Here is a 13679-nt window from a genome sequence, read left to right as displayed (position 1 = left end):
GACTGCACGCAGGATGCGCACAATCCACGTGTTGTTCACACAACACCAGCACCGCGAGACGCTTCCTAAAACCAGATGGAATTCATTGGATCGATGGACGCCAACATCTGGATGGATATTGGCTTTTTGTTAGCTGCCTACTCAGTGGTGGCGAACGATTCGCTTCAGACACTCGGCACTTACATCTCATCTAACAAAAAACGCACTCCAAAGGTGGTGCAGATGATTTTCATCTGCACCGTCACGATCTTCGTGCTGATGCTCGGCTGGTCCATCAACGGCGGCGACCCTGCTTGGGGACGGCTGGCAAAGTTCCCGACTCCTGAAACTTTCACCTGGGCCTACATCATTCCTCCGATTGCGGTGCTGGGGCTGACCGCCTGGGGGGCACCCGTCAGCACATCCTTTCTGGTGCTTTCCGCATTTGTTCCCAAGAACATCCCAAAACTTCTCGAAAGCTCACTGGCTGGTTATTTCCTGGCGTTCTGTCTCGGACTGGCGGCCTGGGGTCTTGGAATGTGGCTACTGGAGCGTTGGGTGTTCCGGCGGACCCAGGAAGGCAAGGATTTCAACAAGGTTTGGTATGGCCTTCAGTGGTTCTCCACCGGCTTCCTCTGGAGCACGTGGATGGTGCAGGATCTCGCCAACATTTTCGTCTTCCTTCCCCGCGAGCTTGGATTATTTCCGATGCTGGTCTGCACCGCCATCCTCTGCATCGGACTGTGTGTGCTCGTCGCCATCGGCGGTGGTCCGATTCAGGATGTGCTTCGCAGCAAAACCAACACCACTGATCTGCGTTCGGCCACGGTGATCGACTTCATGTTCGGACTTTGCCTGCTGTACAAGGCATTTCTCAGCAGCTTCCCGTTAAGCACAACGTGGGTGTTCTTGGGTTTGCTGGGTGGTCGTGAAATCGCCCTGCGCATCAAAGAACAGGAATTCGAATACGTGTTCACCAACCGATCCGGAGGCAGTCTCGGCAAGATCGTCGGCAGCGATCTCTGGAAAGCGTTCATCGGCATGATTGTCAGCCTGGTGATCGCTCTTGGCCTTCAGCCTCTGATCGCCTGGACTGGGGGCTGAGTTCAGTTCAGGGAGAGAGCGAGGGCGATGGCCCTGCGTCCGCTGTCGATGGCTAGCACCAATGCCAGAAGCCGTAAGAGCCAGGCCAGCATTCCCGGCCTGACCCGATCCAGGCGAGATGCGGTCCACTGGGCCGAAACAGCAGCAACGCCTCCGAGCAGCAACCCCATCGAAGCCAGTCCCCGTCCTTCCTGCAGAAACTGGAGCGAGGCTGCACTGGCCGAACAGGCCACGGCCAACGTGCTCAGTCGAATGGCCTGACGGATGGGCATCGACAGTCCACTCATCATCAGGGGCACCATCAACAGCCCTCCGCCCAGTCCAAGCAGTCCTCCGGACAGACCCGCCACAGCACCGACCGCAGACAACCCCCAGGGAGATGGACCCTGCCCATCACTCGGATGAGATGCCTCACGATCGGCTCGGATTGAGCCGGCCAACACCACATACAGCAAGGCCTGCAGAGCCAAGAGGTGCCAGCCGGCAACCAGACCACCCAGACGACTGAAGATCAGTGCGGTCGCAAAAGCCGTCAGGCCAATCACCAAGGCAGGCTTCAGCGGCAAGGAACGGCTCCGCCAATGGGTGTAACTGCCGCCGATCGCCGTCGGCACGATGGCAAACGTGCTCGTTGCCAGCGCTTGGTGGGGGCTGAGCCCCATCCAGAGCAGAAGAGGCGCGAAGATCAGACCACCACCGATTCCCAGCAAACCGGCCAGAGCTCCTGCCAAGAGCCCCAATGGCACGGCCAACAGCACATCCGCCAAAGTCATCGCTGCCATGACGCTGCCAGCATCCTGCCGGTCCGAGCACTCACGCCACGGTCGCCTGCTGCCCAATCTCACGCTCAACGGCGCCGAACAGATGGCCTTGGATGCCCTGCTGCTTCAGCAGTGCTGGGCCAAAGGGCATCAGCAACCAGTGCTGCGCTTCTACGGTTGGAGAAGGCCATCCCTCTCCCTGGGCAGGCATCAACGGGACATTCCAGAGGCTTGGCGAAACCTTGCCAGGACTGGTGAGCTGGATCTGCTTCGCCGCCCCAGTGGTGGCGGTGCCGTGCTCCACGCCGGTGGTCTGACCTACGCACTGGTGTGGCCTGAAGCACCGCGACAGAAGCGGGAGGCTTATCTGCAGGTAAACCACTGGCTCACCGCAGGCTTCGCAAAACTGGGCGTCAGTCTCAATCCAGGCGTCGCCCCTGCAGAGGCCGGCGCCGTGAACTGCTTCGCCCGTTCCACAGCGGCCGACCTTGTCGATAGTCAGGGAACCAAACGCATTGGCAGTGCCCAGTTCTGGCAGCACGGCCATCTTCTGCAGCACGGTGAAATCCCTCTCAACTCACCGGCGGATCTCTGGCGAACCGTGTTCGGAACCGACCCTCCGCAATGGAGGCCAGCCGCGCCCGATGCCTCGGCAGTCGAAACAGCGCTGATCTCCAGTTTCAGCGAGGGTCTGTCAAATCACGTCTGGACTGATCAGCCTCTGAGCAGCGAAGAACGCACCTTGATGCAGCAAGGTGCTGAGCGTTATCGACTGGATGCTTCAGCACTTTGATCATCAAGAAGCCCTGAAGCACGCATACTCTTCACCACCTGGGCCAGGGGCATTCCGAACGGATAAGTGTTGGAGCGGCGTGCCGCAGTGAGCATGGCCTCCGGCAGTTTCACGGATAAACCCTTGAGAACGGTTTCGCCCAGATCACTGCGATCAAGGGTTCCGTCGGGCAAACCGGCAGGGCCGAGCACCAGCAGACGCCCCTGCTCCGTCTCTTCCAGAGCAAGGACCGCCTCCCAGAGAGGTGCTGCCTGCTTGATCGAGGGCAAACGCTCCAGGGGCTGAAGATGATCAGCAATGGTCTGGCGATCCCATTGCTGAACAGGTAGGTCCTTGAGCGGCTGATCCGTGATGAAGCCAATCCATCGACCGCCTCGACAGACAAGCACCCAGTCCGCGATGCAGGGATCGTCGCTGTCCACCGCTCCCAGACGCAACTTGCTGAGACTGCGCAGACTCTGATCCGCCTCCACCACGCGGAAGCGACGGGAGGTCGCCGGTCCAACGGTTTCCCGCTTGAGAACCTGTTGCAGGGCCAGGGTCTGGGTCTGACTTCGGGACGCGCTCATTCCGAACCAGCCGAGAAGCACGAGCCACAGTCCGGCGAATCCACCTCCCCTAAGCACAATCCAGAACCCGATCACCAAGGCGAGGAGAGATAGGAAACGACCACTGGCGGTCGCCACCTGGATGCCTCGACGTTGACTGCCGGTCCACTGCCAGACAAGGGATTTGAGAATCAAGCCGCCATCCAACGGCAACCCCGGCAGCAGGTTGAACAGCGCCAGCACCAGATTGAGCCCCCCGAGCTGAGCCACAAGATTTCCCAGAAGAGGGCTGACATGTTCAGCGGAGTGAACACTGAACAGCAGCACAGCTCCAAGAATCAGACTCACCGCTGGCCCGGCGGCAGCCACCCTCAGTGAGCCCATCGCCGTGGAGCATTCCCGTTCCACCCGAGCGACTCCACCCATCAAAAACAGGGTGATGCTGCTCACCTTCACTCCCTCGCGCAGGGCCACAAGGGAATGACCAAGCTCATGCAGCAGCACAGAAACGAACAGCAGCAGCGCAGTGAGCAGCCCCATCGACCAGCTGATCCAGTCAGCACCGGCCGCAGCTGGGAGTTTGGCAACCTGCTGCTGAAAGGCCATGGTGAACAACACCAGAACAATGAACCAACTGGGATGGACCCTCAGAGGGATCCCGCCGATTCGCATCAGTTGCCAGCCATCACCCAAATGCTTCTCCGGCGGGCTGGCCGGCAGTGTTGACTCAATCCTAGAAAGGACATCCAATGCTGCTCCCCGATGGTCGATCAGGGCCTGTCTCTAAAGATCTGCGGTCTGACTGACTGCGACCAGGCCTGTGAGATCGCTGCCATGGGGGTTGATGCAATCGGCGTGATCGGAGTGCCAGACACTCCGCGTTTCGTGGAGCCGAATCAGCGCAGGGCCATCTTTCAGAGACTGACCCAGGAGCATCCTGCGCTGAATCGGGTCTGGGTCGTGGCAGACCCCAGCGATGAACTGCTGGCATCGGCACTATCGGGAGAGGGACAGCCCTCGGTGGTGCAGCTGCACGGGGAGGAATCGCCGCAGCGATGTGCCGAGCTGCGCCGGCTGTATCCCGGCACTAAATGGTGGAAAGCCCTACGCCTGCGTGGGGAAGCGGATCTCAACGGCATCGACGCCTATGCAGCCAGCGTGGATGCCCTGCTTCTGGATGCCTGGAGCCCGAAGCAGTTGGGAGGGACGGGGCATCGCCTCGATCCTGCCTGGCTTGAGCGGCTGGAGACACGGATCTGCAGCGATCTTCCCTGGTGGCTTGCTGGAGGGATCAGCGCCGAGTGGGTCCCAACACTGGTGCATCAAGCGAGCCCCTTTGGTCTGGATGCCTCAAGCCGCCTGGAGCACAGTCCGGGGGTGAAGGATCTCCGTCGTGTCGAAGCACTCATTGAGGCGGTCAGGGTCAATTCGGGCAGCCGGGGATAAGTTGAGTCTCCCCTCAACAGCACCCATGTTCCGGGCTACGTCACTTTGCCTCACCCTGATGGCGGCAGTCCCTTTCGGGGCCTCAGCCCAAGGAATGCTGCCGGGATGCCGACTAGAGAACGGCAGTCTTCAATGTGTGCCAGGCCTGACGGCCAGCCCAGAGAAACAGATTCAGGTGCTCGATGGACAGATCAACCAGGGGCTTCAGCAGGAAGGACATCTGGAGCAGGCGATTCAAGGACTGCAACGCTTCGTGCTGGTCGGAGAGGCCAGAGAAGGTGCGCTGCTGAAAGCGGAACTGCAACTCCAGGGAGCTGACGTGGATGAACTTGAAGTCCACTGGTACCGGCGCAGTGGCCAGGGGAATTGGACGCTGGTGGAATCTGGCTCAGGCCACAGCTATCAAGTCGGTCCTCAGGACCGAGACGACAGGCTGATGGCTGTGTTGGTGGTGCGAGGCCGTGACGGCAAGGTTCAACGAACCAGCAGCAACGTGATCGGTCCGATCAGTGATTAAGCGATTGGGGTGCTGCTTGCGTCACCCCAATCCCTGCAGAACAAGTGAGTGCTCCGATCAGTTGCTCAGCAAAGCTTCCTGCTGGCGCACAAGCTCAAAGAATTCCTGCTTGAGGCTGGGATCATGACGGAAGTCACCTCGGACAACGGAATTGACCATGCTGGTCTGAGGCTCTTTCACACCACGCCATTTCATGCAGTAATGCTGAGCCTTGATGATGATCCCGAGGCCCTTGGGCTCGCAGAGTTTCTCGATTTCATCGGCAAGGATCATCACTGCCTCCTCCTGGATATGAGGCCTTGAGAACACCCAGTCGGCGACACGGGTGAATTTGGAGAGACCGATCACTCGGGCTCCTGGCTTGATGCCGACCCAGCAGTTGCCCATGATTGGCACAAAGTGATGAGAGCAGGCGGAACGGACTGTGAGAGGTCCGACCGTATAGATCTCATCGAGCTGCTTCACGTTCGGGAAGCTGGCCACCTTGGGTTGTTGGTGATAACGACCCTTGAAGACCTCCTGGATATACATCTTGGCGACCCGTTCGGCCGTCTCTTCGGTGTTGTGGTCGTTCTCGATATCAATCACGAGGCTGTGCAGAAGATCACGGAAGCGATCTGCCACTTCCATCTGAAGCTCCTCTAATTCTCCAGGGAGAATGTGATCGGCGATGTTGTCATTGGCGAGGAAAGAAGCCCCACGCTCACGCAGACGTTCGCGAATCACCTCGGAAATCTTGGCGTCAGTAATGGCGAACTGACCACGGCCCTTACTGCGAGTCGGATGCGAACTCAATTGACTGAGCGCAGCGGTACTGGTTCCGTTAGTGGAAGTAGGAAGTGTAGAAGTCATCTCTTTCAGAAGTCAGAAAGCGCCTGTAGCTGGCATGAGGGTTAAATCCTCAACAACCTGCGTGGCAGGCTGTTGGGCCAAGTGAAGAAGGGCGGCAGCGGCCTGATTGACGGGCAGCATGGCACGTCGGTCGAAGTCACTGTCGACGGTCGGGGAGTCCCAGAGGGAGGTATCGACCGCACCAAGCGTGAGAGTGCAGGCACGAATGCCATGAGCACGTTCTTCCTCACCCAGGCAGCGAGTGAAACTCGCCAGAGCAGCTTTGACGGTGCAGTACGCCCCCCAACCGGGGAATGCGTTTCTGGCAGCGTGGCTACTCACGTTGATCACCAATCCACCGGCTGGCCTCATGGCAGGGACAACAGCGGAACAGACCTGGAAAACACTGGTGAGGTTGAGTTGAATCAACCAGTCCCAGCGGTCTAGGGGCATCTCAAGCAATTCCCCGGTCCAGGCAGCACCGGCGTTATTGATGAGCACTGAGGGACGGAGCCCCTGATTCAGCAATTCACCAATGCCGGGAGCGATGGCGGATGAGTCGGTCAGATCGATCGCCTTGTAAGCGACACGAACGCCACCAGCACTCAATTCCGACTCGAGAGACTGCAATGCAGCCTCACTGCGGGAAACAAGAAGCAAGTTCCACCCCGCCTCGGCAAAAGCCTTGGCAGCAGCATGACCGATTCCACGTGATGCACCGGTGATCAGAACGGAAGGCAAGAAATCCGTGCAATCAGGTGCACCCTAGGCAGCGAAACCTCCTTCCGGCGAGGTGGCATCGAGGAATCGCCCCATGGCCCTGAATTTCATGTAGCGCTGATCTCTCAGGTCATCGACGGACAAAGCCAGCAGATCGTCGAGATGGCGATTCAGTGCTGCCCTCAGCGTTTCACCCGCTTCAAGGGGAGCCCAATTGTTACCACCAGCAGGTTCAGGCAAAACTTCGTCCACCACACCAAGGCTGAGCAGATCCTTACCGGTGATACGCAACGCAGCCGCAGCCTCTGAAGCCTTCGCCGCATCACGCCAAAGAATCGAAGCGCAGGCCTCAGGGCTGGCCACCGTATAAACGCTGTGCTCAAACATGATCAACCGGTCCGCGACTCCGATGCCGAGTGCCCCGCCAGAGCCACCCTCTCCGATCACCGTGGCGACGATCGGAACCCGCAGGCTGAACATCTCGCGCAGATTCACGGCAATGGCCTCACCCTGCCCCTGCTCCTCCGCCAACAGACCGGCATAAGCCCCGGGCGTGTCGATGAAAGCCAAAATCGGCAGACCAAAGCGGTTGGCATGCTCCATCAGGCGCAGAGCTTTTCGATAGCCACCCGGAGTGGCCATGCCGAAATTCCGCGCCACGTTCTCCTTGGTGTCACGCCCCTTCTGATGGCCGATAAGAAGAACCGATCGTTCCCCTAGCCGTCCGATCCCACCAATCAGTGCCTGGTCATCACTGCCACGGCGATCACCATGCAATTCAACCCAGTCATCACAGAACATCTGGATGAAATCGAGGGTGCTTGGCCGATGAGGATGCCGGGCAACCTGAATTTTCTGAGCCGGGCTCAGGGAACGAAAAATCTCATCACGACGTCGGGCTGCGAGCGTTTCCAACTGCAGCAGTTGCTGGCTGACGTCGACCTCTGAATCTCTTGCCAACTGACGGATCTGCTCGATCTGCTGTTCGAGCTCCACCAGCGGCTTCTCAAAATCAAGCAGGGGGCGACGTGCCATTGAGGAGGGAGAAAACGACTTCAGACAACAACAGCCTGAGGCTGTCCTTGGAGATTGAGGGTGGAGAAACCGTGACGGACCGATGCGGCACCGATGAAATCCATCTTCTCCAGAGTGATGTTGTTACGCCCCCAGCTGAAATTTGTGTGACACTGCTCGAACTCAAGCAGCATCGCTTCAGCGAAGCAGGCGAACATCTGGCGCTGAGGTTTTTCCATCTCAGCGATTTCCATCATTGTCCAGCCGATGTCACTGCCGAATTCAACAATGCCTCCCTTCAGCACATGAACGCCTTCACAGGCGACCTTGGCATCGAGATTCTTCGGATAGCCCCCATCGATCATCAGACAGGGTTTTCGCAGCGTGGCTGAATCAATTTCAAGAGTGCGCGGCATACTCGCGACCCAGACCACGACATCAGCCTCAGGGAGCGCCTCTTCAAGGGTGAGGATCCTTCCACCATCCAGTTCCGACTGGAGATCCTTGAGGGGCTGCTGCTGACGTGCGACCAGCAGAAGCTCAGCAACACCCGTGCGGTTGGACAGCCAACGGCAGACAGCACTACCGATATCTCCGGTGGCACCGACCACGGCAACCTTGGCTTTAGAGAGATCGATGCCCAGAAGAGGAGCGTTGTTCTCAACCTGGCGACTGATCACCCAGGCCGTGTGGGTGTTGCCCGTGGTGAACCGCTCCCACTCCAGGGTTGTGCTGCGCACATGCTGATGCTGGAGAAGGTTGAAGTTCTCAAAAATGATCGACGTAAAGCCGCCGAGAGCTGTGATATTGATGCCCTTTTTCTGAGCAAGCTCCATGGCGTTGAGCACTTTGCGCCGAGCCGTTTTGAAGCGGCTCAGCATCTCAGGCACAAAGCAGGAATCGATGTAGGCACCGGAGATGGTCTTGCCAGTGGCACTTGTGACCTCAACGTTTTCCACCAGCTGGGGAGGCGCACTGCACCAGACGTCAAGATCGCCTCCGGCGATGTGATCGAATCCGAGATCCGAGGCCTTGCGCCTCGCCGCCTCAAAACTGGTGGAGTGCCCGATCAGACCAAACATGTACTGCCGACGGTCGTACGTGTACGCATTGAACTCAATCTCACCCTGATAAGGGCAATTCGCTCATGTTCCCATGAAGGCAGTCTTGAAGGAAAACGTGCCTGTGCTTGAACCGGACCTGAGCCTTCCAAACGGGGCCTAGAAGGCTCAGGTCCTACAGGAGTCAGAGAGCTGCGGCGGCCATACGAGCAATTTCACGCATGTTGAAGCCGATCTCGCTGAGAGCTTCCTGATAACCGATCAGAAAATCCTCGATCAGATCTTCCTTCTCCATGTGGAGAGTGGCTGCGTCAGAAGCGACCTGGTCGAGCATGGAGCGGATCAGTGGAAGATTCTCCTTGTTGGCAGCAAAGAGTTCTTCCTTACTTGCCTCAAAATTGTTCTTCAACCACAGTTCACCGTAATTGAGATGGAGATATTCATCCTTGACGACACCCTCAGTAATCTTGCGAGCGAAGGGGTCAGCAACTGGGATGTAGATGTGGTATGCGGAAATAGCGAAAGCTTCAATCAGAAGTGCCTGAATCAATAAACAGGTCACGACTTTGTCTTCCTTCAGAGCTTTCTGAAAATTCTGGTGAAGAGGTCCAAAGAACTCTTTAGCAAAGGGCATGTCGGCGGTCACACCAAGGTTGCGACCGCATGACGTGAAGCCCTTCATGTGCTTCATCTCCATCTTCGCCAGTTTGGCGAGTTCGTCTTTGTTTTCTGGGATCAACGTTCCCAGGGCCATGTAGTTGTCGTAGGCCTCCTGCTCCCCTTCAATCACGATCGCATTGATGCGGCTGTAGGCGTCCTTGTAGGCCTCAGTGGTGAAGTCAGGCAATTGCTCTGCCGATGCATCCCGCTCGTCAAGGACGGCGACCTCGGGGCTGACGGGAGTCGGCATAAGTCTTTCCGTAACGTTCAACGCGGTTGAGTGTAACCAGTGTTGCCGAAATTGGATGTTCGATTGATGGAGTTCAGATACGTCGCTGATCTCCACAAGGTGGCCAACTGGAGGCCATCAGGCTTGTGAAGAGTCGATGCCAATGAGCCACAAGCGCAGTCTCCAACTGACTTCCAAGCATCGTGTCCGCGCCTCGACTATCCCCGACAACACCGGAGCGGCTGAGGTCGGCGGTGAACCAGGCGAGGGGTGCGGGACCTTCAAGGCTCCAGCCTTCAGGAGGAGTCGCTGCCGCCGTCTCGCTGGCATGGTCACCATCGAGCGGCCTCTGTTCGCCGACCAGGGAGGGCTCAAGCGCCAGCATCAGACTGGTCTCAGCCAGCCCCGCATGCAATCCATTCGCCAGCTCATCAGCAGGCACGAGGGACTTGAGTTCTGAAACTCCACTCCAGAGAAAACAGGGAAGTACGGCCATTGAGGGAGTTTCAGCTGCCAGTTCTCGGGCGGCGGTTTGCAAAAGACCGATCTGACCGCCATGGGCGTTGAACAACACCAAGCGCTTCACACCCTGGTCTGCAAGCTGTTGACCAACTTCCTTGACAAGCCGAATCAGCAGTTCAGCACTGAGGCTGAGTGTTCCTGGAAAGCCGCGATGTTCAGGAGAAAGACCGATCGCCTGAGTTGGCAGAGCCCAGATCGGCATCTCTTCGGGAAGCCCTTCCAGCACGCGATCCAGAATGCGTTGCGCGAACAGCGCATCCGTGAGCAGGGGGAGCTGAGGACCATGCTGCTCGAAAGCGCCGAATGGCCAGACAAGGGTTGAACCGCTCCGCTGCAGTGACAGAGAAGCCTCCGGCCAAGGCATGCAGCCCAGCCGCCTGGAGTTTTGTCCACCATCGACGCTCATCCTGAATCAACCTCCTGCTGTCAGACTGACCTGCCAAGGACTATGGGTTCCATGGCAGGAACAGAACGTCAGAATTCCCGACTGGATGGTGGCAAAGCTGCTGCGGCTTCGGCGCAGCCGCCACGAAAACCGCTTCAGGTGATGCATATCAGCAAGCGGGAAGAGCAAGATCGCCTGCGCAAAGAAGCTGACGAGGCTCGTGCCGCCGCAGATGCGGCAGCGATGCGTGCCGCAGAGCTCGAGCAGGTTGCACTTGCCGCAGAAGGTGGCCAGTCGGTTGCTCCCAGCCCCCCTGCGCCTCCCAGAGGGCCACAAGCATCTGCAGCTCCATCACGCGATGCCGACGACGATGATCTGGCTGGAATGACCATGGCCGATCTCCTTGGCCCTGCTGATGCAGGACGCAAACTGAGCAATGCGCCCACTAAATCATCCACTGCAGCAAGCCGCAGCGTTGACGATTTTGATTTCGATGAGGATGCCTTCCTTGCAGCGCTCGATGCCAATGAGCCTGTAGGCACAACCGGTGAAGTGGTCACAGGCACCGTGATCGCGATGGAAAGTGATGGCGTCTATGTCGACATCGGCGGCAAGGCTCCAGGCTTCATGCCCAAAAGCGAATGTGGGCTGGGGGTCATCACCAACCTGAAGGAACGCTTTCCCAAGGGTCTCGAGATAGAGGTACTGGTCACCCGTGAACAGAATGCCGATGGCATGGTCACCATCAGCTGCCGTGCCTTAGTCCTGCGCAAAAGCTGGGACAAGGTCAAGCAGCTCGCCAAGGACGGCAAGGTGGCTCAGGTCAAAATCACTGGTTTCAATCGAGGGGGTGTCACCTGCGACCTCGAAGGGCTGAGGGGTTTCATTCCCAGATCTCAGCTTCAGGAGGGCGAAAACCATGAAGCACTGGTTGGCAAGACTCTTGGCGTCGCTTTCCTGGAGGTCAACTCTGAGACCCGCAAACTGGTCCTGTCCGAGAAGCGCGCTGCAACGGCCGCTCGCTTCTCAGAGCTTGAGGTTGGGCAGTTGGTGGAAGGTCAGGTGGCCTCCATCAAGCCCTATGGACTGTTCATCGATCTAGGAGGCGTCAGTGGACTGCTGCATCAGTCAGTCATCACCGGAGGCAGTCTGCGCTCACTGCGCGAAGTCTTCGGTCAGGGCGACACGGTGAAGGCTCTGATCACCGAACTTGACCCCGGTCGAGGTCGAATCGCGCTCAACACTGCCCTGCTGGAGGGACAACCAGGGGAACTTCTCGTCGATAAGGACACCGTCATGGCCGAGGCTGCCGATCGAGCCAACAGAGCCCGTAACGTCCTCAGGCAGCAGGAACAGTCAGCTGGATGATCACAGCTTCCATGTCTGCCGGTGACGCCGGCCCCCAGTCCCGGACCGATCGTCAGGCCGACTGGGAGCTGGATTTCTATTCAAGACCCATCCTGGAAAAAGATGGGAAGAAGCGCTGGGAGCTGCTGATCATCAGCACCCCGGAGATCAACAGCAACGATTGCTTCCGCTTCGAGAAGCTCTGTCCGGCAAGCGAGGTGAATTCCACCTGGCTGGCCGCTGCCCTGCGCGAAGCCTTGGCTGAGGCTGAAGAGCAGGGCTGGAAGCCACCGCAGAGACTGCGCGCCTGGCGCAGTGCCATGAGAACGATGGTGCAGCGTGCGGCGGCTGAACTGCTGCTGGAAGTGGTATCGAGCAGGCGCACCTATGCCCTGCTCGACTGGCTTGATGAACGAGAGCGGACGCTGTACCCACAGGAAGAGGGCTTCATGGCAGGCCCCCTTGCCCTGCCGCCGTCCCCTGTTGAAACCCCACCTTTGCCCTTGCCCGAAGCCGTCCGGGGCGACGCCTGGACCTGGGCTGGGCTGCCGGTCGGCAGCTTGAAGGATGCGAATGATTGGCCTCTTGGCTTTAACGGTCTGCTGCAGGTCCCCCCCTCTCTGGAGGCAAATCTTGAGGTTCCCGGGCTGCGTCTGTTCAGTCGCACCAGAGCCCTAGCCCTCGCAGGTTGGCTCGGAGGGCTAGAACCCGTGCGGTTGCGGGTGAGCTCCCGCCAACTGATCCTTGACGCTGGTCAGGACGACTCCTGGCTGGTCAGTGATCTGAGCCAACAGGAAGCCGAGCAGATCGCCGCCGCGCTCGAAGCTTCCTGCCTCAACCTGCATGGCCTTCAATTCATCGCTGTGCAGAGTGCACCTGAGAGTGAACGGTTCGAAGGCTTCTGGATGCTGAGGGATCAGCCTCAACCATGAGCTCCGCTCAGGGAGCAAATTCTGGCGCTGAGACAGAGGATCCTCTCGCTCAGCCCGACAGCCGCTTCAACACCCTGCCGGGCTGGACATGGGTGGGCTGTTATGGCGGTTATTACCTCACAGCAGATCAACTGGATGACGCTGGCTTTGAGCATGGGTTCTTCACCCGTCGCTGGCAGGGTCGTGGTCCCGACGAGCTAGCGACCTACCTGTCCTGCGGTGTCTCCGTTCATCGACCCCAGCAAGTCCATGGAAACGTCGTGCTTGAGGCCTCCGCTGCGGCATCAGCACCATGGCCCGATGCCGACGGCCTTGTGAGCGATCGCGGAGGGCAGAGCCTCTGGGTCTGTGGAGCCGACTGCACTCCGGTTCTGCTCGCTGATCCCAAAAGCGGGCACGTTGCCGCATGCCATGCCGGCTGGCGAGGCGTGGCCAGCCGTATCCTTCCCGAGGCTATCGCCAGGCTTGAGCAACGAGGCGCCTGCAGAGAACAGCTGATCGTCGCCCTCGGACCAGCGGTCAGTGGTCAGCGCTATCAAGTGGAGCAGTCAGTGGCCCTTCAGGTGGGTGAAGCATTGGCAGCCGAACCCAGATCACTGGAGGAGCTGCAGAGGCAAGCCGTGATTGATTCCGATCCCGAGCAAGGTCACTGCCGATTGGATATCCGACAAGCGGCCCTGCAGCAACTGAAAGCCGAAGGGATTAACCACACAAGGATCAGCACATGTCCGCTCTGCACGGTCGCTGAGCCCAGCCTGTTTCACTCCTGGCGGCGTGATCAGGTGAAGGCGGTTCAGTGGAGTGGAATCGTTGGACAAGCTGCGATCTGA

15 protein-coding genes are annotated in these 13679 nt (G+C 58.7%); 7 read left to right on the top strand and 8 right to left on the bottom strand.

Annotated features, from left to right (window positions below):
• The first annotated feature begins 93 nt into the window (after window positions 1-93).
• A complete protein-coding gene (locus SIB42_RS07095) occupies window positions 94-1083 on the top strand; it encodes a hypothetical protein (RefSeq protein ID WP_231856299.1) in 990 nt (329 codons plus the stop codon).
• A 2-nt stretch (window positions 1084-1085) separates the two neighbouring features.
• On the opposite strand, the gene SIB42_RS07090 is transcribed toward SIB42_RS07095, so the two are convergent.
• Complete coding sequence (locus SIB42_RS07090; protein ID WP_197459835.1) at window positions 1086-1865, bottom strand: sulfite exporter TauE/SafE family protein; 780 nt, start codon at window positions 1863-1865, stop codon at window positions 1086-1088.
• On the opposite strand from SIB42_RS07090, the gene SIB42_RS07085 reads away from it, so the two are divergent.
• Window positions 1864-2637, top strand: a complete 774-nt coding sequence (locus SIB42_RS07085) for a lipoyl protein ligase domain-containing protein (RefSeq protein ID WP_067092920.1) — start codon at window positions 1864-1866, stop codon at window positions 2635-2637. The two genes, SIB42_RS07090 and SIB42_RS07085, sit on opposite strands and share 2 nt — an antisense overlap.
• Here SIB42_RS07085 and SIB42_RS07080 read toward each other — a convergent pair.
• A complete protein-coding gene (locus SIB42_RS07080) occupies window positions 2610-3878 on the bottom strand; it encodes a site-2 protease family protein (RefSeq protein ID WP_067092919.1) in 1269 nt (422 codons plus the stop codon). The genes SIB42_RS07085 and SIB42_RS07080 overlap by 28 nt on opposite strands.
• Window positions 3879-3947: 69 nt before the next feature.
• Here SIB42_RS07080 and SIB42_RS07075 point away from each other — a divergent pair, with 69 nt between their 5' ends.
• A complete protein-coding gene (locus SIB42_RS07075; protein ID WP_067092918.1) occupies window positions 3948-4631 on the top strand; it encodes a phosphoribosylanthranilate isomerase in 684 nt (227 codons plus the stop codon).
• A gap of 58 nt (window positions 4632-4689) precedes the next feature.
• Window positions 4690-5148 (top strand): hypothetical protein, encoded by a 459-nt coding sequence (locus SIB42_RS07070; protein WP_231856298.1) that lies wholly within the window; start codon window positions 4690-4692, stop codon window positions 5146-5148.
• Between the two features lie 57 nt (window positions 5149-5205).
• Here the strand turns inward: SIB42_RS07070 and folE are convergent, their stop codons facing one another.
• From folE to SIB42_RS07040, 6 genes are all read right to left on the bottom strand, one after another.
• On the bottom strand, window positions 5206-6000 hold the full coding sequence (folE, locus tag SIB42_RS07065; protein WP_067092916.1) for a GTP cyclohydrolase I: 795 nt from the start codon (window positions 5998-6000) through the stop codon (window positions 5206-5208).
• A 12-nt stretch (window positions 6001-6012) separates the two neighbouring features.
• Window positions 6013-6720: an SDR family oxidoreductase gene (locus SIB42_RS07060; RefSeq protein WP_067092915.1), complete on the bottom strand. Its 708-nt coding sequence runs from the start codon at window positions 6718-6720 to the stop codon at window positions 6013-6015.
• A gap of 24 nt (window positions 6721-6744) precedes the next feature.
• The gene (locus SIB42_RS07055; protein WP_067092914.1) at window positions 6745-7734 is read right to left on the bottom strand and encodes an acetyl-CoA carboxylase carboxyltransferase subunit alpha; all 990 of its coding nucleotides are present in this window, start codon (window positions 7732-7734) and stop codon (window positions 6745-6747) included.
• Window positions 7735-7754: 20 nt separating this feature from the next.
• Window positions 7755-8795 carry a long-chain acyl-[acyl-carrier-protein] reductase gene (locus SIB42_RS07050; RefSeq protein WP_067092913.1) on the bottom strand — a complete coding sequence of 347 codons (1041 nt, stop codon included), beginning with the start codon at window positions 8793-8795 and terminating at the stop codon, window positions 7755-7757.
• Between the two features lie 163 nt (window positions 8796-8958).
• On the bottom strand, window positions 8959-9684 hold the full coding sequence (locus SIB42_RS07045) for an aldehyde oxygenase (deformylating) (RefSeq protein ID WP_067092912.1): 726 nt from the start codon (window positions 9682-9684) through the stop codon (window positions 8959-8961).
• Window positions 9685-9757: 73 nt separating this feature from the next.
• On the bottom strand, window positions 9758-10591 hold the full coding sequence (locus SIB42_RS07040; RefSeq protein WP_067092911.1) for a creatininase family protein: 834 nt from the start codon (window positions 10589-10591) through the stop codon (window positions 9758-9760).
• A gap of 51 nt (window positions 10592-10642) precedes the next feature.
• Here SIB42_RS07040 and SIB42_RS07035 point away from each other — a divergent pair, with 51 nt between their 5' ends.
• From SIB42_RS07035 to pgeF, 3 genes are read left to right on the top strand one after another with little or no spacing between them, the layout of a single operon-like run.
• On the top strand, window positions 10643-11938 hold the full coding sequence (locus tag SIB42_RS07035) for a S1 RNA-binding domain-containing protein (protein ID WP_067093141.1): 1296 nt from the start codon (window positions 10643-10645) through the stop codon (window positions 11936-11938).
• 11 nt (window positions 11939-11949) lie between these two features.
• The gene (locus tag SIB42_RS07030) at window positions 11950-12849 is read left to right on the top strand and encodes a Tab2/Atab2 family RNA-binding protein (RefSeq protein ID WP_067093140.1); all 900 of its coding nucleotides are present in this window, start codon (window positions 11950-11952) and stop codon (window positions 12847-12849) included.
• The gene (gene pgeF, locus SIB42_RS07025) at window positions 12846-13679 is read left to right on the top strand and encodes a peptidoglycan editing factor PgeF (RefSeq protein WP_067092910.1); all 834 of its coding nucleotides are present in this window, start codon (window positions 12846-12848) and stop codon (window positions 13677-13679) included. Before SIB42_RS07030 ends, pgeF begins: the two co-directional genes overlap by 4 nt.

It is taken from the genome of Synechococcus sp. MIT S9508 (assembly GCF_047303045.1).
GTDB lineage: Bacteria > Cyanobacteriota > Cyanobacteriia > PCC-6307 > Cyanobiaceae > Synechococcus_C.
This window is presented reverse-complemented; position numbering and strand designations above follow the sequence as displayed.